Source organism: Microbacterium sp. As-52 (assembly GCF_049949185.1).
In the GTDB taxonomy this organism is placed as follows: Bacteria; Actinomycetota; Actinomycetes; order Actinomycetales; family Microbacteriaceae; genus Microbacterium; species Microbacterium maritypicum_A.
On the sequence record NZ_CP188171.1, the window covers coordinates 1,277,559 to 1,298,964 of the forward strand.

The 21,406-nt window shown below is 68.7% G+C and carries 20 protein-coding genes and 1 pseudogene; 8 read left to right on the forward strand and 13 right to left on the reverse strand.

All coding sequences use genetic code 11. The features are described from left to right. Positions 1-70 precede the first annotated feature (70 nt). Positions 71-1,381, reverse strand: coding sequence for an ABC transporter substrate-binding protein (locus ACLFA2_RS06100; protein ID WP_021199237.1), 1,311 nt, complete (start codon positions 1,379-1,381; stop codon positions 71-73). Positions 1,382-1,516: 135 nt separating this feature from the next. Here ACLFA2_RS06100 and ACLFA2_RS06105 point away from each other — a divergent pair, with 135 nt between their 5' ends. From ACLFA2_RS06105 to purQ, 3 genes are all read left to right on the forward strand, one after another. Beyond that, positions 1,517-2,050, forward strand: coding sequence for an adenine phosphoribosyltransferase (locus tag ACLFA2_RS06105; protein ID WP_029258801.1), 534 nt, complete (start codon positions 1,517-1,519; stop codon positions 2,048-2,050). 216 nt (positions 2,051-2,266) lie between these two features. Further along, positions 2,267-2,515: a phosphoribosylformylglycinamidine synthase subunit PurS gene (gene purS / locus ACLFA2_RS06110; RefSeq protein WP_017204254.1), complete on the forward strand. Its 249-nt coding sequence runs from the start codon at positions 2,267-2,269 to the stop codon at positions 2,513-2,515. Then, a complete protein-coding gene (purQ, locus tag ACLFA2_RS06115; protein ID WP_029266853.1) occupies positions 2,512-3,219 on the forward strand; it encodes a phosphoribosylformylglycinamidine synthase subunit PurQ in 708 nt (235 codons plus the stop codon). The genes purS and purQ overlap by 4 nt, the downstream gene beginning before the upstream one ends. Before the next feature lie 87 nt (positions 3,220-3,306). Here the strand turns inward: purQ and ACLFA2_RS06120 are convergent, their stop codons facing one another. Next, a complete protein-coding gene (locus tag ACLFA2_RS06120) occupies positions 3,307-4,572 on the reverse strand; it encodes a hypothetical protein (protein WP_426622218.1) in 1,266 nt (421 codons plus the stop codon). A 190-nt stretch (positions 4,573-4,762) separates the two neighbouring features. Continuing rightward, the gene (locus ACLFA2_RS06125; RefSeq protein ID WP_021199241.1) at positions 4,763-5,191 is read right to left on the reverse strand and encodes a DUF1761 domain-containing protein; all 429 of its coding nucleotides are present in this window, start codon (positions 5,189-5,191) and stop codon (positions 4,763-4,765) included. 227 nt (positions 5,192-5,418) lie between these two features. Between ACLFA2_RS06125 and ACLFA2_RS06130 the strand changes: the two genes are divergently transcribed. Next, complete coding sequence (locus ACLFA2_RS06130) at positions 5,419-7,089, forward strand: glycoside hydrolase family 13 protein (protein WP_021199242.1); 1,671 nt, start codon at positions 5,419-5,421, stop codon at positions 7,087-7,089. 86 nt (positions 7,090-7,175) lie between these two features. Continuing rightward, a complete protein-coding gene (locus tag ACLFA2_RS06135; protein WP_021199243.1) occupies positions 7,176-8,183 on the forward strand; it encodes a LacI family DNA-binding transcriptional regulator in 1,008 nt (335 codons plus the stop codon). On the opposite strand, the gene ACLFA2_RS06140 is transcribed toward ACLFA2_RS06135, so the two are convergent. Then, entirely contained in the window at positions 8,180-9,826 is a 1,647-nt protein-coding gene (locus ACLFA2_RS06140; protein ID WP_347124625.1) for an FAD-dependent oxidoreductase, read from the reverse strand. The genes ACLFA2_RS06135 and ACLFA2_RS06140 overlap by 4 nt on opposite strands. A gap of 257 nt (positions 9,827-10,083) precedes the next feature. On the opposite strand from ACLFA2_RS06140, the gene ACLFA2_RS06145 reads away from it, so the two are divergent. Then, on the forward strand, positions 10,084-10,371 hold the full coding sequence (locus ACLFA2_RS06145) for a metal-sensitive transcriptional regulator (protein WP_426622219.1): 288 nt from the start codon (positions 10,084-10,086) through the stop codon (positions 10,369-10,371). A 13-nt stretch (positions 10,372-10,384) separates the two neighbouring features. Here the strand turns inward: ACLFA2_RS06145 and ACLFA2_RS06150 are convergent, their stop codons facing one another. From ACLFA2_RS06150 to fdxA, 4 genes are read right to left on the reverse strand one after another with little or no spacing between them, the layout of a single operon-like run. Beyond that, a complete protein-coding gene (locus ACLFA2_RS06150) occupies positions 10,385-11,014 on the reverse strand; it encodes a superoxide dismutase (RefSeq protein WP_021199246.1) in 630 nt (209 codons plus the stop codon). Positions 11,015-11,026: 12 nt separating this feature from the next. Next, a complete protein-coding gene (locus tag ACLFA2_RS06155; protein WP_021199247.1) occupies positions 11,027-11,536 on the reverse strand; it encodes a flavin reductase family protein in 510 nt (169 codons plus the stop codon). After that, positions 11,533-12,891 carry an FAD-dependent oxidoreductase gene (locus ACLFA2_RS06160; protein WP_426622220.1) on the reverse strand — a complete coding sequence of 453 codons (1,359 nt, stop codon included), beginning with the start codon at positions 12,889-12,891 and terminating at the stop codon, positions 11,533-11,535. Before ACLFA2_RS06160 ends, ACLFA2_RS06155 begins: the two co-directional genes overlap by 4 nt. Next, on the reverse strand, positions 12,888-13,214 hold the full coding sequence (gene fdxA / locus ACLFA2_RS06165; RefSeq protein ID WP_021199249.1) for a ferredoxin: 327 nt from the start codon (positions 13,212-13,214) through the stop codon (positions 12,888-12,890). The genes ACLFA2_RS06160 and fdxA overlap by 4 nt, the downstream gene beginning before the upstream one ends. Positions 13,215-13,348: 134 nt before the next feature. On the opposite strand from fdxA, the gene soxR reads away from it, so the two are divergent. Both soxR and ACLFA2_RS06175 read left to right on the forward strand, forming a co-directional pair. Beyond that, a complete protein-coding gene (gene soxR, locus ACLFA2_RS06170; protein ID WP_021199250.1) occupies positions 13,349-13,798 on the forward strand; it encodes a redox-sensitive transcriptional activator SoxR in 450 nt (149 codons plus the stop codon). Between the two features lie 64 nt (positions 13,799-13,862). Further along, complete coding sequence (locus tag ACLFA2_RS06175) at positions 13,863-15,212, forward strand: DUF1214 domain-containing protein (RefSeq protein WP_426622221.1); 1,350 nt, start codon at positions 13,863-13,865, stop codon at positions 15,210-15,212. 49 nt (positions 15,213-15,261) lie between these two features. Here the strand turns inward: ACLFA2_RS06175 and ACLFA2_RS06180 are convergent, their stop codons facing one another. The 5 genes and pseudogenes from ACLFA2_RS06180 to ACLFA2_RS06200 form a co-directional block, all read right to left on the reverse strand. After that, entirely contained in the window at positions 15,262-17,508 is a 2,247-nt protein-coding gene (locus ACLFA2_RS06180; RefSeq protein ID WP_426622222.1) for a glycoside hydrolase family 3 N-terminal domain-containing protein, read from the reverse strand. Next, complete coding sequence (locus ACLFA2_RS06185; protein WP_167253651.1) at positions 17,508-18,647, reverse strand: ABC transporter permease; 1,140 nt, start codon at positions 18,645-18,647, stop codon at positions 17,508-17,510. The genes ACLFA2_RS06180 and ACLFA2_RS06185 overlap by 1 nt, the downstream gene beginning before the upstream one ends. 1 nt (position 18,648) lies before the next feature. Continuing rightward, positions 18,649-19,737, reverse strand: coding sequence for an ABC transporter permease (locus ACLFA2_RS06190; protein WP_426622223.1), 1,089 nt, complete (start codon positions 19,735-19,737; stop codon positions 18,649-18,651). Further along, a pseudogene (locus ACLFA2_RS06195) lies at positions 19,734-20,432 on the reverse strand (ABC transporter ATP-binding protein); the annotation flags it as partial. The gene ACLFA2_RS06190 and the pseudogene ACLFA2_RS06195, both read right to left, overlap by 4 nt. A 104-nt stretch (positions 20,433-20,536) precedes the next feature. Next, positions 20,537-21,361, reverse strand: coding sequence for an ABC transporter ATP-binding protein (locus ACLFA2_RS06200; RefSeq protein ID WP_426622224.1), 825 nt, complete (start codon positions 21,359-21,361; stop codon positions 20,537-20,539). Between the last annotated feature and the right edge of the window lie 45 nt (positions 21,362-21,406).

The window sequence follows — 21,406 nt, forward strand, 5'->3', positions numbered from 1 at the left end:
AGTTCCGGTCGCAGTTCCTGCCGCCGGCCGTGGGGTGGCGACGGCGGGAACTGCGACCGGAAGGGGGATGTCAGCCGACGAGGTCGTTCAGCAGACCGATGGCCTGGTCCCAGGCGCCCTGGGTGTCGGTGTCGCCGCGGTCGAGGCTGCTGAGCGCCGGACCGAAGACGTTCTCCTGGATCACCGAGTCATCGGCACCCTTGAACTGGGCGACGACGCCCTTGGCGCGCTCGGCGAGGATCGCCCCGGTCGGCGCGTCGTTGAAGAACGCGTTCGGCGTCGCATCCGCGGCGAGCGTCTCCTGCGCCTTGATCGTCGAGGGGAAGTTGCCCGCGGCGGCGGACTGCTTCACCTGCTGCTCGGGCTGCGTCAGCCAGTCGGCCAGCTCGGCGGCCGCCTTCTTGTGCTGCGAGGTCTCCGGGATCGACAGGAACGCGCCACCCCAGTTGGCCGCGCCGCCGGGGAACACATCGGCGAAGTCCCATCCGGTGGACGCATCGCCGCCGCCGGCCTCGACCTGGCCCTGCACGACGCCGAGCATCCAGCCCGGGCACACGAAGGTCGCGAAGGTGCCGTCGACGAACGACTTGCCGCCGTTCCAGTCCCAGGCCGTCTGTGCGGCGGACTGGCCGCCCTCGGTCGCGGCACCCAGCAGCTCGAAGCGCTCCTTGAGCTCGGCGTTGTCCTCGACGTTCAGCTTGCCGTCGGTCGTGTAGTAGCCCTCGTCGAGCTGGTTCACCATGGCGTTCCAGACGAAGCCGGAGTGGTCGTACCAGGCCTTGCCGGTCTTCGCGGTGTAGTCGGCACCGACCTGGAAGTAGTTCTCCCAGTCGCCGTTGAGGAGCTCGGCCACCGACTCGCGGTCGCTCGGGAGCCCGGCCGCCTCGAACGCAGCGCCGTTGTAGCAGATGCCGCTCGGGCCGATGTCGGTGCCGTAGCCGATGACGCGGCCTTCGGCGTCGGTCGCCTGGCCGTACTTCCAGTCGACCCAGTCGTCCTTGCGGTCTTCGATGCCGTAGTCGCGCAGGTCGACGAAGGTGTCGGAGACGTCCATGATCGCGCCGAGCCAGCCCTCTTCGACTGCGACGATGTCGCTGAGGCCGGAGCCGGCGGCGATCTTGGTGAACGCATCCGTGCGGGCGTTGCCGCCGGTGTCGATGTTGGTCGCCTCGATCGTGACGTTCGGGTGGGCCTTCTCGTACTCCTTGTAGAGATCTTCGTAGCCGAAGGTGCCGAACGTGGTGACGGTCAATGTGACCTCTTCATCGGCGCTCCCCTCCGTGGAATCGCCGGTGCTGCCGGAGCAGCCGGCGAGGGCGAGAGCGGAGACGGATGCCACGGCGGCAGTCACGAGGATCCGGTTGCGGGCACGTGTGTTCACAGTTCACTCCTTTGTGGTGGTCGTGCGGTGAGTGGTGCGTCGGGACGTCGTGGGAGCGCTCCCACGAACTGAGCAGTCACTCTATGGGAGCGCTCCCACGGTGTCAACCCAGCCGCCGCGGGGTACCCTTGGGCAGTGCCCGAAGCCACGCTCTCCCCTGCCCTCGTCCGCGCCGAAGCCCTGATCCGCAACGTGCCGGACTACCCGCAACCGGGCATCATCTTCCGCGACATCACGCCACTCCTCGCCGACGCCGAGGCCCTCCGCGTGACGACCGAGGCGATCATCGAACCCTTCGCCGGCCAGTTCGACGTGATCGCGGGCATCGAGGCGCGCGGCTTCATCCTCGCCAGCGCTGCCGCCATCGCCGCAGGCGTCGGACTCATCCCGATCCGCAAGGCCGGCAAGCTGCCGCGCCCCGCGGCATCCGTCGACTACGCCCTCGAGTACGGCACCGCCACGATCGAGATGCACGACGACCTGCCCCCCGGATCCCGCGTGCTGCTGATCGACGATGTGCTCGCCACCGGAGGAACCCTCGCGGCCGGACGCGAGCTCGTCGAGCGCCTCGGCAGCCATGTCATCGGCATCTCGGTGCTGTTCGAGATCGACGGTCTCGGCGGCCGCGAGGCGGTCGGCGACCTCCACACCGTCTTCCACTCCGCATAGCCCCCTCTCCCCCACGCCCCCACGCCCCCACGCACTGCTCGTCGGGTGCACGGGTACTCGGCGAGCGCACGGCATCCCCCCGCACACCGGCCGTGCACTCGGCGAGATGTCGTGCACTCGGCACCGAGGGGGCGGAGGAGCGAGGGGGCGAGTGGGCGGGTGAGCCGAGGGCAGTAGACTGGATGCGCCCGTCCGCCCGCGACTCTTGGAGCCGTCATGCCCACCATCGTCGTCGACGTCATGCCCAAGCCCGAACTGCTCGACCCGCAGGGGAAGGCCGTCTCCGGCGCCTTCGCCCGCCTCGGCGTCGAGGGCTTCACCGACGTCCGCATCGGCAAGCGCTTCGAGCTCACCGTCGAAGGCGAGGTCACCGACGAGGTTCTCGCCGAGGCCCGGCGCATCGCCGACGAGGTGCTCTCCAACTCCGTGATCGAGGACGTCGTCGGCATCGAGGTCGCGGAGTGACCGTCCGCATCGGCGTCATCACCTTCCCCGGCTCGCTCGACGACCGCGATGCCCAGCGCGCCGTGCGCATCGCCGGCGCAGAGCCGGTCGCCCTGTGGCACGGCTCGCACGACCTCGAGGGCGTCGACGCACTCGTCCTCCCCGGTGGCTTCAGCTACGGCGATTACCTGCGCGCCGGCGCGATCGCCGCGCTCTCGCCGATCATGAGTGAGGTCAAGGATGCCGCCGCGAAGGGAATGCCCGTGCTCGGCATCTGCAACGGTTTCCAGATGCTCGTCGAGGCTCACCTGCTGCCCGGCGGCCTGATCCGCAACAACCACCAGCACTTCGTGCGTCGCGACCAGAAGCTCACGGTCGAGAACTCCGACACCGCGTGGACCAATGCGTTCCGCACCGGCCAGGAGATCGTGATCCCGCTCAAGAACGCCGACGGCGGCTACATCGCCGACGAGCAGACCCTCGACCGTATCGAGGGCGAGGGGCTCGTGGCCTTCCGCTACGCCGGAGTCAACCCGAACGGATCGCTCCGCGACATCGCCGGTCTCACCAACGAGGCGGGTAACGTGGTCGGACTCATGCCGCACCCCGAGCACGCCACCGAGGCGGGCTTCGGCCCCGACACCGCTGTCGCCATGCGCAGCGGCATCGACGGACTCGACTTCTTCACGAGCGCCATCGCCGCGGTCGCCCGCGTCGCCGCATAACCTCAGGCCGGTCCGCCGTCAGGCGGGTCCGCCGTCAGGCCGGTCGATCCTCAGGCCGGTCCGCCGTCAGGCCGGTCGAACGGCAGGTCAGTCGGCAGGCAGGGTGAACGGATTGTCCCCCGCCGCCGCGAGCAGGTACCAGGCCGTCGCGCCCGCGTGCAGGCTGGCGTAGTAGAGGTCGCCGAAACCCGAGTCGAGACCGTCGTTCGAGGTCGCGACGATCCCCTTGCCGTCACCGTTCGGAGCATCGCGCTGCGCCAGACGGATGCTGCTCAACAACGTCTCGGCCCGGTCGGCGTCTCCCGGGCCGTCGCGGAGCGTGAGAGCGAGCGCGAGGTGTCCGCTCCCCTCGAACCAGGCCTTCGACACATCGACCTCGCTGATCGAGGGGCCCGTGTACGGGCCGTCGGTGGCGATCAGGTTCGCGAGCGTCCAGTCCAGCGCGGCGCCGTAGCGCGGGTCGCCCGTGGCGAGTGAACTCCACGTCTGCGCATCCAGCGGAATGGGACGGGTGTTGATGGTCGAACCGTCGAGGCCCGTGCCGGTGTCGACGTGGCCGTCCGCACTCTGCATGGCCGCGACGAAGTCGGCGGCGACCGCTGCCCGATCGGACCACACGGGGTCGCCGGTGAGCTGAGCCAATTGCGTGAAGAACCCCGAGACGTCACTGTTGTGCTCGGTGGACTTCCAGGTCAGCGACGTGCCGTCCTCGAGCTGACCCCCGGTGTACCCGTACGGGGCTCGGACCATGTCGGCCGTGTTGTCCTGGATCCACTGGCCCACCCGCAGCGCGCCGTCGAGGTACCGCGAATCTCCGGTCGCGTGCGCGAGACGCGCGAGAGCCAATCCGACCCACGCCTGGTTCCCGGTGAAGCTGCCGGCTCCGGTGATCTCCACCCGCCCCTCGCGGATCCCGTGCGGTTCGTACGACGCCCGTGTGCGGCCGTCGCCGATCGGGTCGTTCTCCTGCACGAAGAGCAGGGTGTCGCCGATCGCCCGCGCGCGACGGAGGTCGTCCGGAAGCCCCCTGGCGGTGTACGCGATGATCACGAGCGCATCGTCGTAGACGAACGAGGGGGTGAAGTCCCAGCTCGGAGTGGTGAAGAATCCGCCCTCGTAGCTGCGCGGCAGACAGTGTCCGGCTCCATCGCAGAACTGGTCGACGCGCGTATCCAGGAACTCGTAGGCCAGCGCGACGGACTGCGAGGGATCCAGGCCACTCGCACCGGATGCCTGGTCATCCGACGGGCGCATGACGCCCCACGCGGCAGGAGCCGCGCCCACCAGCACAACTGCGGCGACGAGCGCGGCGGCGACCGCCCACGGCGCCGATCGGCGCGAAGATCCGGACATCGAGACCCCTCGGTCTGAACCGCGCGCGGGTCCGCAGCACGCGGGTGACCGGCAGGTCACCCAACGAGCCTCGCACCCCGCATGCGCTCGCAGAAGCGGCGAAGGTCTAGAGATGGCTCTCCGATCGGCGAGTCCTCCGAACCGACCCGGCTACCGGTTCGCCGGTCCCCCCGGGAGGCGGAGCGGTACCTCAGGCGAGCGCCGGCGGCCAGACGCCGATGATGATCGCCATGACGACGACCGTGACCAGCTCGTGCGCGATGTTCAGCGTGGTGAGTCGGGTCGAGCGCCCCTCGAACGCGTCGTGCGTGATGAAACGGGCGGCCGTGAACCCCGCCCACAGCGTGACAGCGGTGACGACGGCGCCCCAGAAGTACGATCCGCCGTAGAAGTGCCACGCGATCGACGAGGCGCCGGCGAGCACCCAGGCCGTGATGAAGCTCACGATGACCGTGGTGATGATCGGCCAGGCCGCTGTGGCCGCAGGACGATCCATGTCGACGTTCGCGAGCTTCGACCAGCGCGTGCCGAACACCTTCGGGGCGTACCAGACCGAGCCGACGAGCATGCTCGACGCGGTGGCCAGCAGGACCGCCCAGTAGTTGATCTCGGGAACCATGACAGCCTCCACTCATCGGATGCCTCACCCTACTCCCCGCCTGCGATCGCACCGCCGGCGACACCGGCATGAGACCGCGACGGATGCCTGACCACGGACGCTCGACGATCATGCAAATGGCCGACCGTCATGCAAGTGGCGCGGCCTCGGCCGGCGGAATCCGCGGCACCGAACCGATTCGATCCCCGCTCTGGCATGAATGTAAGCGTTTGCACTAGCCTGTTCCCATGGCACAGCTTGAGCAGATCGCAGCCCCCGGTTCCGAGTGGTGGCGCAGCGCCGTCATCTACCAGATCTACCCCCGATCCTTCGCGGACGCCTCGGGTGACGGCATCGGCGACCTGCCGGGCATCACCAGCCGACTCGATGCGCTGCAGGAGCTCGGCGTCGACGCGATCTGGCTGAGCCCGTTCATGACCAGCCCGCAGCGCGACGCGGGTTACGACGTGGCCGACTACCGCGACGTCGACCCGCTGTTCGGCACGCTGGCCGACTTCGACGACATGCTCGAGGCCGCCCATGCCCGCAACATCCGCGTGGTGGTCGACCTGGTGCCGAACCACTCGTCCGACCAGCACGTCTGGTTCCAGCAGGCGTTGAAGGCCGGCCCGGGCAGCCCCGAGCGCGCGCGCTACATCTTCCGCGACGGCAAGGGCGAGAACGGCGAGCTCCCGCCGAACAACTGGGAATCCGTGTTCGGCGGCGGCATGTGGGAGCGCGTCGTCGAGGCCGACGGCACGCCGGGCCAGTGGTACCTGCACATCTTCGACGCCACCCAGCCCGACTTCGACTGGACCAACGAAGAGGTGCGCGAGGAGTTCCGCTCCATCCTGCGCTTCTGGCTCGACCGCGGTGTCGACGGGTTCCGCGTCGACGTGGCCCACGGCATGATCAAGGCCGAAGGCCTGCCCGACTACACGCCCCCGAGCGATGCCGACTCCATGGGCGGCGGCGAGTCGAACGTGCCGTACTGGGGCCAGGACGGCGTGCACGACATCTACCGCGACTGGCACAAGGTGCTCGCCGAGTACGACGGCGACCGCGCCCTGTGCGGCGAGGCCTGGATGCCGACGCTCAAGCAGACGGCCCTGTGGGTGCGTCCGGACGAGATGCACCAGACGTTCAACTTCCCGTACCTGATGACGCCGTGGAACGCGAAGGCCCTCGGCGACGTCATCCGGGAGTCGCTCGACGACTTCGGCGCGGTCGGCGCCCCGAGCACCTGGGTGCTCTCGAACCACGATGTGGTGCGCCACGCCTCGCGCCTCGCGCTGACGGCGGACAACCCCCAGGGCGAGGGCATCGGCCCGAACACCCCGAGCAAGCCCGACACCGCGATCGGCCTGGCCCGCGCCCGCGCCGCGACCACGCTGATGCTGGCACTGCCCGGTTCGTCGTACCTGTACCAGGGCGAAGAGCTCGGCCTGCCCGAGGCCATGGAGATCCCGGACGAGTACCGTCAGGACCCGACCTGGTTCCGCACGAACGGCGAGCGCTACGGTCGTGACGGATGCCGCGTGCCCCTGCCCTGGGAGGCCGAGGCTCCGGCCTTCGGATTCAACGACACCGGTCTCTCGTGGCTCCCGCAGCCCGCAGACTGGGCGGCCTACGCCCGCGACGTCGAAGAGGTCGATCCCGCATCGACGCTCGCGCTGTACAAGCGTCTGCTGGCCGCGCGCCGCGAGCACGGCTTCGGCAGCGGCTCGCTGGTCTGGGAAGACGCCGGTCCCGACGCGGTCGCCTTCCGACGTGGTGACGTGCACGTCGTCGCGAACCTCGGCACGGCGCCGATCGAGCTGCCGGCCGACGCCTTCGTGATGCTGCAGAGCCAGCCGTTCGAAGGCGCGTCGATCCCGGTCGACACCGCCGTCTGGTACACCACAGCGACGCAGGCCTGACACGCCCTTCCGGTCGCGATTCCTGTCGCTCACGCCCGCGTGAACCGGCAGGAATCGCGACCGGAGCACTTTCGACAGAGGAACACATGGCCAGCATCGATGAGGTCGCCCGGCTCGCCGGAGTCTCCACCGCGACCGTCTCCCGCGCACTGAGCGGACGCGGTCACGTATCGGAGTCCGCGAAGGAGAGGGTGCAGGCCGCGGCGCAGTCGCTCGGCTATGTCGTCTCGTCGCGGGCGTCGAGCCTGGCCTCGGGTCGCACCCGCAACGTCGGGGTGATCGTGCCCTTCCTCGACCGGTGGTTCTTCAGCACGGTGCTCTCCGGCGTCTCCGCCGCGCTCATGCGCGAGGGCTATGACATCACGCTGTACAACATCACTGCCGACAAGGACGTACGTCGGCACGTGTTCGACACCTTCCTGCGCCGACAGCGCGTCGACGCCGTGATCGCGGTGTCGATCGAGCTCGACGAGGACGAGACGCAGTATCTGCTCGACCTCGGACTTCCTGTGATCGCGATCGGCGGTCCGAACCCGAAGCTCGACACCCTCACCGTCGACGATGTCGCGGTCGCGCAACTTGCCACCGAGCATCTGATCAGCCTGGGCCACACCGATATCGCGCACATCGGGGCGAACCCGGAGTTCGACATCGACTTCCACATCCCGACCAACCGCCGCCTGGGGTTCGAGAAGGCGCTGGCGAAGGCGGGCATCCCCCTCAACCATGCCTTCCTCGAGCCCGCCGACTTCACGGTCGAGGGCGGCTACCGGGCGGCGAAGCAGCTGCTCGGCCGCCCGGGCCCCCGCCCGACCGCCGTGTTCGCGGCCTCGGACGAGATGGCCATCGGCGCACTTCTCGCGGCCCGAGACCTGGGCTTCAGCGTTCCCGAGGAGCTGTCGATCGTCGGCATCGACGGGCATGAACTCGGCGAGTTCTTCCGCCTGACCACGGTCGATCAGTTCCCGCTCGGACAGGGCGAGCGGGCAGCCGATGCCGTGCTGGCGAAGCTCGCCACCCCCGACGCCGTGCACATCCCGTCGGCGCTGCCCTACGAGCTGAACGTGCGCGGGACCACCTCCCGCCTGCTCTAGCGTTCACATAGGGTGGCGTCGCGCCAGGTGCGATAGCCGCCGTCGAGGTTGCGCGCGTCCACGCCTCGCTGCCGGAGGATCCGCGTGGCGATGTGCCCACGCAATCCGACCTGGCAGTGCACGATGACGGGTCCATCGGACACCTCGTCGAGCCGTTCTCTGAGCTCGTCGAGTGGCACGTTGACGGCGCCGGGAATCGCGCCGGCAGCATGCTCGGCCGTCGAGCGCACGTCGATAAGTGTCGCTCCCCCACGCTGCTCGTCAGCGAGTTCATGCCATTGGATGGTCGGAGTCGTGCCGGAGCGGGTGTTCTCGGCGACGTAGCCGAGGATGTTGACCGCGTCCTTCGCCGAGCCGAACTGCGGGGCGTAGGCGAGTTCGAGATTCGCGAGCCCGGCGGCCGTGATACCGGCCTGCATGGCGGTCGCCACCACGTCGATCCGCTTGTCGACACCGTCTCGCCCCACCACCTGCACACCGAGGATCACGTCGGAGGCCGGGTCGGCGAGCATCTTCATGGACAGCGTCTCGGCGCCGGGGTAGTAGCCGGCGTGGGATCCGGGATGCACATGCACGACGTAGAAGTCACGTCCTGCGGCCCGGAGCTGCCGTTCACTCCAGCCCACCTTCGCTGCGTCGACCCCGAACACGCGGACGATCCCGGTGCCGAGCGCGGGGCGCGCCGTCTCCGTCCTCCCCGCGATGAGGTCGGCCACCATGCGTCCATGTCGGTTCGCGAGGCCGGCCATCGTGATGAGAGCCGTGTCGCCGCCCACGAGGTCGAGCTTCTCGACGCCGTCGCCCACCGCGAACACGTCGGGGGCGCTCGTGCGGCACATCGAATCGACCGCGATGCCGCCGGTCTCACCGAGCCGGATGCCGGCACCTTCGGCGAGCGCCGTCTCCGGTACAACTCCGGAGGCATCGATCACGAGTTCGGCGGGGACGGATGCCCCATCACTCAGCGTGACCCGCCCGGATACGGCACGCACGACCTCGACGCCGAGGCGCACATCGACGCCGTGCGCGCGGACCTCGGCGGTGATCGGTGCGGCCATCTCCGCATCGAGCGGGGAGAGGAGGTGGGATCCCCGCTGCACCAGCGTCACGGATGCGCCGCGAGCGACGAGGTTCTCGACCGCTTCCAGGCCCGTGTAGCCTCCGCCGACCACCACCACCGGAACGCCCGCCCGCGAGAGCGCGGCGTCGATCGCATCCGCGTCTTCGACCGTCCGCAGACTGCGCGTGCGGATGCCCGAGGAGGGCTCGTTCAGACGGGGGCGCGCGCCGGTGGCGAGGATCAGCCTGTCGTAGCTCTGTGTGAAGCGGCGCCCCGAGTCGATGTCCATGACCTCGACGAGCTTCTGCGCAGTGTCGATTCGCGTGACATCGTGACGCACACGCACATCGAGTCGGAAGCGGCTGCGCAGAGATTCCGGCGTCTGCAAGAGCAGCGATTCGCGTTCTGCGATCACCCCTCCGACGTAATAGGGCAAGCCGCAGTTCGCGTACGAGACCTCGGGCCCTCGTTCGAACACCATGATCTGCGCGTGCTCGTCGAGGCGGCGCAGGCGCGCGGCGGCGGACATGCCCCCGGCGACCCCACCGACGATGACCACGGTGAGCGGTTGCACGGTGGTCATCGCCGGAACATCCGCGAGAAGAAGCCGCCCTGCGCCTGCTCCTTCGGGTGTCCGGAACACCACTGCGCGGCAGGCACCGTTCGCCGCACGGCGTCGACGTGCTGACCGCACCCCGCCCAGGTCGTCTTGCCGCAGGTCTTGCAACGGACCGCTCGGCACATTTTCATCGTCTCCTCACCGATACCCCCGTGGGTATCGGTCCCCACTATACCCCCGGGGGTATAGTGGGGAGTCCAGCCGACACCCAGGGAGCGACCATGTCATCCGCAGACGCCGACACCCAGCGCAGGATCGCCAACCGTCTCAAGCGAGCCCGAGGACAGCTCGGCGCCGTCATCGCCGCGGTCGAAGAGGGTGGCGACTGCCGGGCGGTGGTCACACAGCTCGCCGCCGTCACCTCGGCTCTCGACAAGGCGGGTTTCCAGATCGTCGCCTCCGCCATGAAGGACTGCATGACCGAGCCCGAGGCGGAGACGCAAGCGGCCACCGACACCCGTGGAGTGTCGATGGCCGAACTGGAGAAGCTGTTCCTCTCCCTCGCGTGACCGGCGGCGCGGGTCAGCTCGCGACGATGAGACCCTTCGTCGCCGTGCGGGCGGCCTCGAAGCGGCGCTGCACATCGGGCCAGTTCACGAGGTTCCAGAACGCCTTGACGTAGTCGGCGCGCACGTTGAGGTAGTCGAGGTAGTAGGCGTGCTCCCAGACGTCGAGCTGCAGCAGCGGGGTGACGCCGAGCGGCGCGTTGCCCTGCTGGTCGAACAGCTGGAAGATCACGGGACGCGCGCCCACGCTGTCCCAGGCGAGCACGGCCCAACCGGATCCCTGCACACCGAGTGCGGTCGCGGTGAAGTGGGCGCGGAAGGCGTCGATCGATCCGAAGGCGTCGACCAGTGCGGCCTCGAGCTCACCCTCGGGTGCTCCGCCGCCCTCGGGCGAGAGGTTCTGCCAGAACACCGAGTGGTTGATGTGGCCGCCGAGGTTGAAGGCGAGGTCCTTCTCGAGCTTGTTCACGTTCGCGAGGTCACCCGCGCTGCGGGCGGCGGTGAGCTGCTCGAGTGCGGTGTTCGCCCCCGTGACGTAGGCCTGGTGGTGCTTGGAGTGGTGCAGCTCCATGATCTTGCCCGAGATGTGCGGCTCGAGGGCCGAGTAGTCGTACGGCAGCTCGGGGAGTGTGTAGAGCGTGGTCATGACGTCTTCCTTTCAGTGGTTGTTGTCGTGTGGAAGTGCGTGGAAACGGCGATCGATGTACACCAGAGGGCGCCCGGAGAGACCAGGCAGCACCTCGATGACCTCGGCGATGACCACGGTCGACGAACCGACGGCGACCGTCTGGATCGGACGACAGCGCAGGGCCACCCTGGCCTCGGGGAGGTGCGGTTCGCCGGTCGGCAGCGTGGCCCATCCCTGCTCGGGCGTGAACCGCTCGGACCCGCTGACCGCGAAGCTCTGGGCGAGATCGGAGTGCTCGTCGTCGATGAGGTGCACCACGAAGGTGTCGGCACCGAGGATCGCTCCTGCAGAACCGGTGGCACGGGTCACCGAGAACACGATCGCCGCGGGATCGACCGCCACCGAGGCGACGCTGGACGCGGTGAGACCGACCGGCCCTTCCGGGGTGCTCGCGGTGATGATCGCGACTCCCGCCGGGTGGGTGCGGAAGGCGGCTTTGAGCGCCTCGCCGATCGGCGTGGGTACGGGTGTCGCGGTCATCGACCTGCCTCCATCATCTGCTGCTGCTTCGCATGTGCCAGCATCTCATCACGTTCGACGAGCTTCGTCCGCTCGCGACCGCGCTCCGCTCCGGCCCCGCGCTCGGCGGCGTCGATGCGCAGCCAGCCGTCGAGGTCGACCGCCTGCGAGAGATGGGCGATCGGATCGATGTCGCGCGCCTCGCGCTCGATCGCATCGAGGTCGTCGACGACGTGGCCGATCGTCTGCGCGGCATCCGACTTGGTCGACCCGATCAGCCCGACCGGGCCGCGCTTGATCCAACCGGTCGCGTACAGTCGCGGGATCGGCGCTCCGTCCGCATCGACGACGCGACCCTCGACGTGCGGCACGACGCCGCGAGCGGCGTCGAACGGCACCCCGGGAACAGGTGTCGAGCGGTAGCCCACTGCGCGGTAGACGGCTCCGACGTCATAGCGCAGCAGCTCCCCCGTGCCGACCATGCGGCCCAGCTCGTCGGATGCGGTGCGTTCCATCTCGATACCGGTGACCGCGTCCGTGCCGAGCACGCGCACCGGACGCTGCCGCAGGTGCAGGTGGATGCGGCGCGAGGCGGTGCGGCTCGCGGGATCGAGGGCTGCCCATTCGGTCATGGTGCGCACGACGATACGGCGCTGCGAGAACTGCGCCACCATCCGCTCGGCGTGCTCGTCGAGGGCGAGCTCGTGCGGGTCGACGATCACATCGACGTCGTCCTGCTCGGCGAGCTCGCGCAGCTCCATGGCCGAGAAACGCACATCGGCCGGGCCCCGACGGGCGAACAGGTGCACGTCCCGCAGCGGGCTGGCAGCGAGCTGGTCGAGCACGGCATCCGGGGTGTCGGTGTGGGTCAGCGCCGACGCATGCTTGGCGAGGATCCTCGTCACGTCGAGCGCCACATTGCCGGCGCCGAGCACCGCGACCGCCTCGGCGGCGAGCGGCCAGGTGCGCGGCGCATCGGGGTGCCCGTCGTACCAGGCGACGAAGTCGGCCGCGCCGAACGAACCGGGCAGGTCGATGCCCGGGATGTCGAGAGCGACATCGAGGTCGGCCCCCGTGGCCACGATCACTCCGTCGTACGCGGCACGCAGCTCGTCGATCCCGATGTCCACGCCGACCTCGACGTTGCACCGCAGCCGGATGCGCGGGTTCACGAGCACCTCGTGCAGGGCATCCGTGATCTTGCGGATGCGGGGATGGTCGGGCGCGACGCCGTAGCGGACCAGACCATACGGTGCCGGGAGCTTCTCGAACAGGTCGATCGATGCGGTCGGCACCCGGTCGAGCAGGATGTCGGCCGCGTAGATGCCCGCGGGCCCCGCGCCGACGACGGCGATGCGCGGTTCGGGGTTGGTCATGCGTGTTCCCCCTGTGGTGCGAGCGCGGCGATGATCGGGTGATCGAAGGCGAGCATCCCCGTCTTCGCGGCGCCTCCCGGCGACCCGAGCTCGTCGAAGAACTCGACGTTGGCCTTGTAGTAGTCCTGCCACTCGTCGGGCAGGTCGTCTTCGTAGAAGATCGCCTCGACCGGGCACACCGGCTCGCAGGCACCGCAGTCCACGCATTCGTCCGGGTGGATGTAGAGCGAGCGTTCGCCTTCGTAGATGCAGTCGACAGGGCATTCGTCGATGCAGGCCTTGTCCTTCACATCGACGCACGGCAGGGCGATCACATAGGTCATCGCGGGGTCTTCGTCCGGGTCACGCTGTCCTCATTCGTTCGTTCGGCCCGTCTCCGAGCCACCCCTCAACCGTAAAACCTCAAGTACACTTGAGGTCAAATCGAGGGACGGCAGACGGAGGGAGAGCACGCCGGATGAGTCCGCACGCACCAGACGAGCCACTGACGATCGGCGAGATGACCCGACGCACCGGGGTCGCCGCCTCCGCCCTGCACTTCTACGAGACGCTCGGCCTGATCGCCTCGACCCGCACGCCCGGCAACCAGCGCCGCTACGCCCGGCACATGCTGCGTCGTGTCTCGCTCATCACGGTCGCGAAGCGCCTCGGCATCCCGCTGTCGGACGTGCAGACCGCGTTCGCCGACGTGCCCCTGACCGAGACTCCGAGCCACGCCGATTGGCAACGGGCGTCGAGACGCTGGAAGCGCGAGCTCGAGAAGCGTCGCGAGGGCATCGAGCGCCTCGAGCGCGAACTGACCGGATGCATCGGATGCGGGTGCCTGTCGATGAAGGCGTGCGGCCTGCTCAACCCCGACGACGCCCTGGGCACCCAGGGCGCCGGCCCCCAGCGCCTGCGGGACTGACGCCTCTTTCCCGCGCGGACGGTCTCTGACATGATCGCGGAAACGCCATGAAGGGACACCGCCGATGAAGAAGCTCCCCACCACCGAAGAGATCGTCAGGATCCGCCGCGACGCGCTGCTCAACCGCGCCGTCGAGGCGTACAAGTTCTTCTACCCGACGGTGTCGATGGTGCTGAACTTCGAGTCCATCGAAGAGCTCGGGGCGCCCGCCAACCGCGGTCTCCTCATCCAGCTCACCACGCCGGACCTCGTCACCCTCACCCAGAACTCGGACACCCCCTACGGACTCGGGTTGGGCGACACGACCGACGGCCCCGTCGTCGTCGAGCTCCCCGCCGGTCCGCTGATCGGCGTGATCGATGACACGAACTTCCAGTTCGTCACCAACATGGGCGTCGTCGGCGAGGACGAGGGCAAGGGCGCCAAGTACCTGTTCGTCCCCCCGGGGTACGACGGACCCCTACCCGAGTCCGGTTACATCGTCAAGCACCCCCCGACGAACAGGTTCCTGATCTGCGCGCGCGCACCGTTCCCCGACCCGGAGAAGGGGAAGGCCCTGCTGCGCACGCTGAAGGTCTACCCCTGGGCCGACGCGGAGAACCCGGCACCGAACGTGTTCGTGGACATGTCCGACCGCAAGGCCGTCGCGAACCCCTGCGTGGTCGACGGAACCCTCGACTATTGGCATGCCCTCAAGCGCGCACTCGACATGGATGTGCCGTCCCCCGCGCTCTACAACCAGTACGGCATGCTCGCCGACCTCGGCCTGCGGGCAGACCGCCCCTTCGCGCCCGACGCGGAACTCGTCTCGATCCTGTCCGAGGCAGCCGAGAAGGCGAACGAGCAGCTCGTGGTGGCGGCGTTCGCCGACGACGCACCGGAACGGCTCGTCTGGCCTGACCGCAATTGGGAGTGGGTGGTCTACTCCGAGGGAGATTTCGGGTACTACGAGAAGAACTTCCTCAACCTCTCGGTGCGGGAGCGCTGGTTCTACCAGGCCACCCTCGAAACCGACAAGATGTTCATGCACAAGGAGGGCGCCGGCTCGCTCTATTGGCTCGCCGCGGTCGATGCGGACGGGGCCGCACTGGATGGGGCCACGTCGTACACGTTGACCGTTCCCGCACCCGTGCCCGCCGCTCAGTTCTGGTCTGTCACCCTCTATGACCTCGACACCCGCTCGGAGATCAACACCCCGCAGTTCAAGCCCGTGCTGACAAGCCTGCGCGACGACCTCGCGCCCGACGGATCCGGCGGGATCACCCTTCATTTCGGTCCCGATCGACCCCGGGATGAGGTGCCATGGCTGCAGACCACCCCCGGTTCGCAGTGGTTCGCCTACTTCCGGATCTACGGCCCAGGCGCCCCCGCGTTCGACGGCACCTGGAGGCCCTCCGACTTCCAGAAGGCCTGAACCGAGCACACCGGGTCGATCGCGAGGTGCGCTCGCCCGCCGCGGCGGGTCAGCGCACCTCGAAGTCGGCGGAGAGGAGCACCTCTTCGCGGGAGCTCGGGCCGACCAGCAGCTCGAACGCGCCGGCCTCGACGATGCGGTTGCCCGCGGCGTCGACGATGGTGCAGTCGGCGACCGGCAGCTCCAGGCGTACCCGCACGGATGCGCCGGGGGTGACGTCGACCTGGCGGAAGGTCTTCAGCTCCTTGTCGGTCCAGCTCACGCTCGTCACGGAGTCGCGCACGAACACCTGCACGGTCTCGCGCACCGGCCGAGTGCCCGTGTTCGACACCGTGACGTGACCGACGATCGTGTCGGACTCCCCCAGCGTCGTCGCCTCGAGCGTCAGGTCGGAGTACTCGACCGTCGTGTACGACAGCCCCTCGCCGAACGCCCAGGCCGGTGACTGCGTGAGGTCGGCGTAGCGGTCACCGTGCTGTCCGCGGATCTGGTTGTAATACGTCGGCTGCTGACCGACGTGGCGCGCGAACGAGATCGGCAGGCGCCCGGACGGCTCGGCCGCGCCGGAGATGATGTCGGCGAGCGCACGGCCACCCTGCATGCCGGGGTTCGCCGCCCAGATCACGGCGGCAGCCTTCGAGGCCGATGCCGGGAGCACGAGCGGCTTCGAGGCCAGCAGCACGATGACCACGGGCGTGCCGGTCGCGATGAGCGCATCGATCAGGGCGTTCTGCCCGCCGATGAGCTCGAGCGTCGCCGTGGAGCGCCCCTCGCCGACCAGCTCGATCCGGTCGCCGACGACCGCGACGACGACGTCGGACTCGGAGGCCGCGGCGACGGCCTCCGCGATCATCGCGGCGTCCGGCTCGCAGGCCCTCACGACCGGCGGACGCGGCTGCTTGTCGGGGAAGAACGGCCCCTGCGGGTCTTCTTCGAGAGTGAGGATGTCGGCGCCGCGGGCGTGCGTGACGGTCCAACCGTCGATCGCCTGCAGCCCGTCGAGCACGGTGGTGATCATCTCGCGCGGCTGACCGTCGAGCCAGCCCGCCTGCCCGGAGCCGCCGGCCCAGTCGCCGAGCTGCGTCTGCGCGTCGTCGGCGAGCGGACCGGTGACCGCGACCTTCAGCGCGGAGGTGGGATCGAGCGGCAGCACGCCGTCGTTCTCGAGCAGCACGAGCGAACGGCGGGCGACCTCGAGGTTCAGCTCGGCGTGCGCGGCACTGCCCACCACGGCGTCGAGTTCCGTGCCTGGCAGGCGCGGGTTCTCGAACAGGCCCAGCTCGAACTTCAGGGTCAGGATGCGGGCGGCCGCAGCGTCGAAGGCGTCCTCGGCGAGCATGCCCCGAGCGACGGCGTCGAGCGCACCCTCGAAGAAGGCCGGCGTGGTCATGATCATGTCGTTGCCCGCCCGCACGGCCGCAGCAGCCGCGTGCGTGATGTCGGGCTGGATCCGCTGCTCCCACACCATGCGCCCGACGTTGTCCCAGTCGGTGATGAGCGTGCCGGTGTAGCCCCACTCGCCGCGCAGCACATCGCTGAGCAGCCAGTCGTTGGTCGTGATCGGCACTCCGTCGGTGGTCTGGTAGCCGAGCATGAACGTGCGGCACCCCTCGCGGGCGACGCGCTCGAACGGCGGCAGGAACCAGGAGATCAGCTTGCGCCGTGAGATGTCGGCCTCACTCGCGTCGCGCCCGCCCTGGGTCTCGGAATACCCGGCGAAGTGCTTGGCGGTCGCGAGGATCGCGGTCGGGTCGTCGAGTCCGTCGCCCTGGTAGCCGCGCACCATCGCCGAGGCCAGCTCGCCGATCAGGAACGGGTCTTCGCCGAAGGTCTCGTCGATGCGGCCCCAGCGCAGATCGCGGGCGATGCACAGCACCGGCGAGAAGGTCCAGTGGATGCCGGTCACCGCGACCTCTTCGGCCGTCGCGCGGGCGACGCGTTCGACGAGGCCGGAATCCCACGATGCGGCCATGCCGAGCTGAGTCGGGTAGATCGTCGCACCGGGCCAGAACGAGTGCCCGTGGATGCAGTCCTCTCCCACCAGCAGCGGGATGCGGAGCCGGGTCTGCGCGGTGAGCTCGTTCGCCCGCAGGATGCGCTCGGGCGAGGTGTGCAGGATCGATCCGGCGTGACGGCGGGCGATGTGGTCGTCGATGTCGTCGCGGGCATCGAGCTGGAGCATCTGCCCGACCTTCTCCTCCAGCGTCATGCGGCTGAGGAGGTCGGCCACCCGCTCGGGGATCGAGAGTGCGGGGTCCTGGTACGGGAGCTGGGTGGTCAGGGTCTGAGAGGTCATCACTTCGTGTTCTGGGTCGAGTTCGGGGTCGAGGTCTTCGAGGAATCGGAGGCGTCCGGCGAGGTCGCCGACGTTACGGGATCGGAGGTCGTCTTCGGCAGGGGCACGCTGCGGACGGCCGTGACGGCGTCGTTCACGTTCAGCCCCTTCTTCTTCATCGCCCTGGCCCGCTCGCCGGCCGAGCGCAGGCGCGGGTTGACGTACTCGTCGATGCCGAAGTTGATGAGAGAGAGGGCCACACCGATGATCGCGATGCAGAGCCCTGCGGGCACGTACCACCACCACAGACGCGGGAAGGCGCCGTTCTGCTGCGCCCAGAACAGGATCGTGCCCCAGTTCAGATTGCTCACCGGGATCACCCCGATGAACGCCAGCGTGGTGAGGCCGAGGATCGCGGCGGTCACGGTGCCGACGAAGCTCGAGGCGATGAGCGCCATCAGGTTCGGCAGCATCTCGACCGTGATGATCCGGCGCAGCGGTTCGCCGTTCGCACGCGCGGCCTGGATGAAGTCGCGGTTGCGCAGCGACATGGTCTGCGCGCGCAGCACGCGAGCGCCCCAGGCCCACCCGGTGATGCCGAGCACCGCGGCGATCACGATCAGCGGCGGGTTCTCGAACTGCGAAGCGATGATGATGATGAGCGGGATGCCGGGGATCACCAGGAACACGTTCGTCAGCGCCGAGAGCGACTCGCTCTTCCAGCCGCGTACGTAGCCGGCGATCACACCGATGGTGATCGCGATGATCGTGGCGATGAAGGCGGCGAGGAAGCCGACGACGATCACACCGCGGGTGCCGTAGATGATCTGACTCAGCACGTCCTCCCCCATGTGGGTCGTCCCCAGCCAGTGCTCCCAGGAGGGCGGTTGCCGCAACGCCGTGCGATCCTTCTGCGTCGGCCCGTAGGGTGAGATCCACGGCGCGAGGATCGCGATGAGAACGAATACCCCGAGGATGATGAGCCCGGCGATCGACTTGGGGTTGCGGAACATCGCGAACGCCTGGGCGAGCTGCGACCAGAACGTCTTGCGAGGCGGAGCGCCCGCCGGTGGGGTGCGCAGGGTCGCGGTCTCCGGCATGCCGGAGACGACGGCCGACCCGTCGGGCGCGGTGCTCGCTGCGGTGGTGGGAACGGTCATGTCAGGACTCCATCTGGCGCGTGCGCGGGTCGAGGTAGGCGTAGACGACATCCGCGAGGATGTTGGCCACGAGCACCGACAGCGTGATCACGAGGAACACGCCCTGCATGAGAGCGAAGTCCTTGGCGTTGGTCGCGTCGAGCAGCAGCTTGCCGACGCCCGGATAGCTGAACACCATCTCCATCACGATCGTGCCGCCGACGATGAAGCCGATCGACAGCGCGAAGCTCTGGATCTGCGGCAGCACGGCGTTGCGAGCGGCATAGCCCCAGAGGACGCGCTTGTTGGGCATGCCCTTGGCCTGAGCCACGGTGATGTAGTCGTCGTCGAGCACGGTCAGCATCATGTTGCGCATGCCGAGCACCCATCCGCCGAGCGAGGCGACCACGATCGTCAGCGCCGGCAGCGTGCCGTGCATGATCACCTGGCCGATGAAGTCGAAGCTCCACTCCGGGGATTGACCCTTGTCGTACGCGTGCGATGAGGGGAACCACTTCAGGGTCGAGGAGAAGATCGCGATCGCGATGAGTCCGAGCCAGAAGTACGGGATCGTGTTGAAGAAGGTCGTCACCGGGATGATCGCGTCGAGCTTGCTGCCGCGCTTCCAGCCGACGACGGCCCCGGCGATCGTGCCGATCGTGAAGGAGATGATGGTCGCGATGCCGACGAGACCCAGCGTCCACGGGAGGGCGGCGGCGAGCACCTCCGCCACGGGCCGCAGACCGTGCAGGGTCGAGATGCCGAGGTCTCCGCGCAGCAGCATCCCCCAGTACTCGAGGTACTGCTGCCAGATCGACTTGTCGGTGTCGATGCCGAGCAGGATGCGCAGCGCATCGGCGGCCTCGGGGCTCACGTTGCGGTTGCGCGCGAGGTAGGAGCTGACCGCGTCGCCCTTCATGAGGCGCGGAAGGAAGAAGTTGATGGTGATGGCCGCCCACAGGGTGAACAGGTAGAAGGCGGCTCGGCCGGCGAAGAAGCGCCACGGCACACGTCGGCGTCCGCGTTCCGCCGCGGTGGCGGTGGTGCCGACCTCGAGGACGTCGCGGGCGACCAGGTCGTTGTCGTCGAGCTGGGGGAATGCGGTGCTCACAGGGTGCCTCCGTTCGATGCGGCCTGCGCGAAGAACGTGTCCGGGTCGGGGGAAGCGGATCGCAGTTCCCGCGTGTACGGGTCCTGCGGGTTGAGGATCACGTCGTCGGCGGCGCCGTACTCCACGACGCGGCCCTGGTTGAGGACCATGATCTCGTCGCTGAAGTGGCGGGCGGTCGCGAGGTCGTGCGTGATGTAGAGCACGCCGAGTCCCTCTTCGCGCTGCAGATCGGCGAGCAGGTTCAGCACGCCGAGGCGGATCGACACGTCGAGCATCGAGACGGGCTCGTCGGCGACGAGGAGCGAAGGGCGGGAGGCCAGGGCGCGGGCGATGGCCACGCGCTGCCGCTGGCCACCGGACAGCTCGTGCGGGCGTCGATCGATCACCGCGTCCGCGTCCAGGCGCACGCGCGCGAGGAGCCGGCGCACCTCGTCCTCCGTCTGCTTCTTCGGCACGACGTCGTCGAGACGGATCGGCCGCTCCAGGTGATAGCGGATCGAGTGGTACGGGTTGAGCGAGGCGAACGGATCCTGGAACACCATGCGCAGCTGCTGCCGGTACTTCCGGAGCCCCTTGCCGCGACGAGGGATGGGCGTGCCGTCGAGCAGCACCTCTCCGCTGGTCGGGGTCTCGAGCTGGGTGAGGATCTTCGCGATCGTCGACTTGCCGCTCCCGGACTGGCCGACCAGCCCGATCGTGCGCCCGGAGGTCAGGGTGAAGCTCACGTCGTCGAGGGCCTTGATCTGGCCCGCCCCGCGCACGTTGTAGGCCTTGGTGACACCACGGAATTCGAGGGTGGTCATCGCACCAGCACCCCTCTCTCCCCGGTGAGCCGGGGGAACGACGACAGCAGTGTCTTCGTGTACTCGTGCTCGGGCTGCGTCCAGATGCGTTCCGCGGTCGCGAGCTCGATGATCTCGCCCTCCCGCATGATCGCGATCCGGTCGCTGATCTCCAGGAGCAGCGGAAGGTCGTGGGTGATGAAGATCACCGAGAAGCCGAATTCGTGCCGCAGCTGCGAGATCTGCTTGAGGATCTCCCGCTGGACCAGCACATCGAGGGCGGTCGTCGGCTCGTCCATGACCATCAGCTGCGGACGCAGCGCGAGGGCCATCGCGATCATCACGCGCTGGCGCATGCCGCCGGACAGTTCGTGCGGGAAGGAGCGCACGCGCTGGCGTCCGACCTTCACGATCTCCAGCAGCTCCTCGGCTTCGGCGCGCCGCTGCTTGCGGTTCATGTCCGGGCGGTGGATCTCGAAGACGTCCTCCAGCTGCGAACCGATCGTCACCACCGGGTTGAGGGCGTTCATCGCCCCCTGGAACACCATCGAGACCTTGTCCCAGCGGAACCGCTGCATGGCATCCACGCCGAGCGCGTTGATGTCGATGTCGACCCCGGTCACATCGTGGAAGGTCACACTGCCGCCGGTGATGACCGCGGGTGCCCGCAGCAGGCGCTGCACACCGTAGGCGAGCGTGGTCTTGCCGCATCCGCTCTCACCGGCGAGACCGAGGATCTCGCCGCGCTGCAGTTCGAGGGTGACGTTCTTCACCGCCTCGACGGGCGGATCGACGTCGTACACGACCGAGAAGTCGCGCACGCTGAGCAGGGGGTCTGGCATGGGGGTGTCCTTCGTCGACCTGATCAGGGGAGCCCGCACCGTCAC

Excerpts from the sequence above, each read along its gene's own strand:
- purS (WP_017204254.1), top strand. The coding sequence starts at position 2,267 with ATGCCCACCATCGTCGTCGACGTCATGCCCAAGCCCGAACTGCTCGAC.
- ACLFA2_RS06120 (WP_426622218.1), bottom strand. The coding sequence starts at position 4,572 with ATGTCCGGATCTTCGCGCCGATCGGCGCCGTGGGCGGTCGCCGCCGCG.
- ACLFA2_RS06125 (WP_021199241.1), bottom strand. The coding sequence starts at position 5,191 with ATGGTTCCCGAGATCAACTACTGGGCGGTCCTGCTGGCCACCGCGTCG.
- ACLFA2_RS06130 (WP_021199242.1), top strand. The coding sequence starts at position 5,419 with ATGGCACAGCTTGAGCAGATCGCAGCCCCCGGTTCCGAGTGGTGGCGC.
- ACLFA2_RS06135 (WP_021199243.1), top strand. The coding sequence starts at position 7,176 with ATGGCCAGCATCGATGAGGTCGCCCGGCTCGCCGGAGTCTCCACCGCG.
- ACLFA2_RS06140 (WP_347124625.1), bottom strand. The coding sequence starts at position 9,826 with ATGACCACCGTGCAACCGCTCACCGTGGTCATCGTCGGTGGGGTCGCC.
- ACLFA2_RS06145 (WP_426622219.1), top strand. The coding sequence starts at position 10,084 with ATGTCATCCGCAGACGCCGACACCCAGCGCAGGATCGCCAACCGTCTC.
- ACLFA2_RS06150 (WP_021199246.1), bottom strand. The coding sequence starts at position 11,014 with ATGACCACGCTCTACACACTCCCCGAGCTGCCGTACGACTACTCGGCC.
- ACLFA2_RS06155 (WP_021199247.1), bottom strand. The coding sequence starts at position 11,536 with ATGACCGCGACACCCGTACCCACGCCGATCGGCGAGGCGCTCAAAGCC.
- ACLFA2_RS06160 (WP_426622220.1), bottom strand. The coding sequence starts at position 12,891 with ATGACCAACCCCGAACCGCGCATCGCCGTCGTCGGCGCGGGGCCCGCG.
- fdxA (WP_021199249.1), bottom strand. The coding sequence starts at position 13,214 with ATGACCTATGTGATCGCCCTGCCGTGCGTCGATGTGAAGGACAAGGCC.
- soxR (WP_021199250.1), top strand. The coding sequence starts at position 13,349 with ATGAGTCCGCACGCACCAGACGAGCCACTGACGATCGGCGAGATGACC.
- ACLFA2_RS06175 (WP_426622221.1), top strand. The coding sequence starts at position 13,863 with ATGAAGAAGCTCCCCACCACCGAAGAGATCGTCAGGATCCGCCGCGAC.
- ACLFA2_RS06180 (WP_426622222.1), bottom strand. The coding sequence starts at position 17,508 with ATGACCTCTCAGACCCTGACCACCCAGCTCCCGTACCAGGACCCCGCA.
- ACLFA2_RS06185 (WP_167253651.1), bottom strand. The coding sequence starts at position 18,647 with ATGACCGTTCCCACCACCGCAGCGAGCACCGCGCCCGACGGGTCGGCC.
- ACLFA2_RS06200 (WP_426622224.1), bottom strand. The coding sequence starts at position 21,361 with ATGCCAGACCCCCTGCTCAGCGTGCGCGACTTCTCGGTCGTGTACGAC.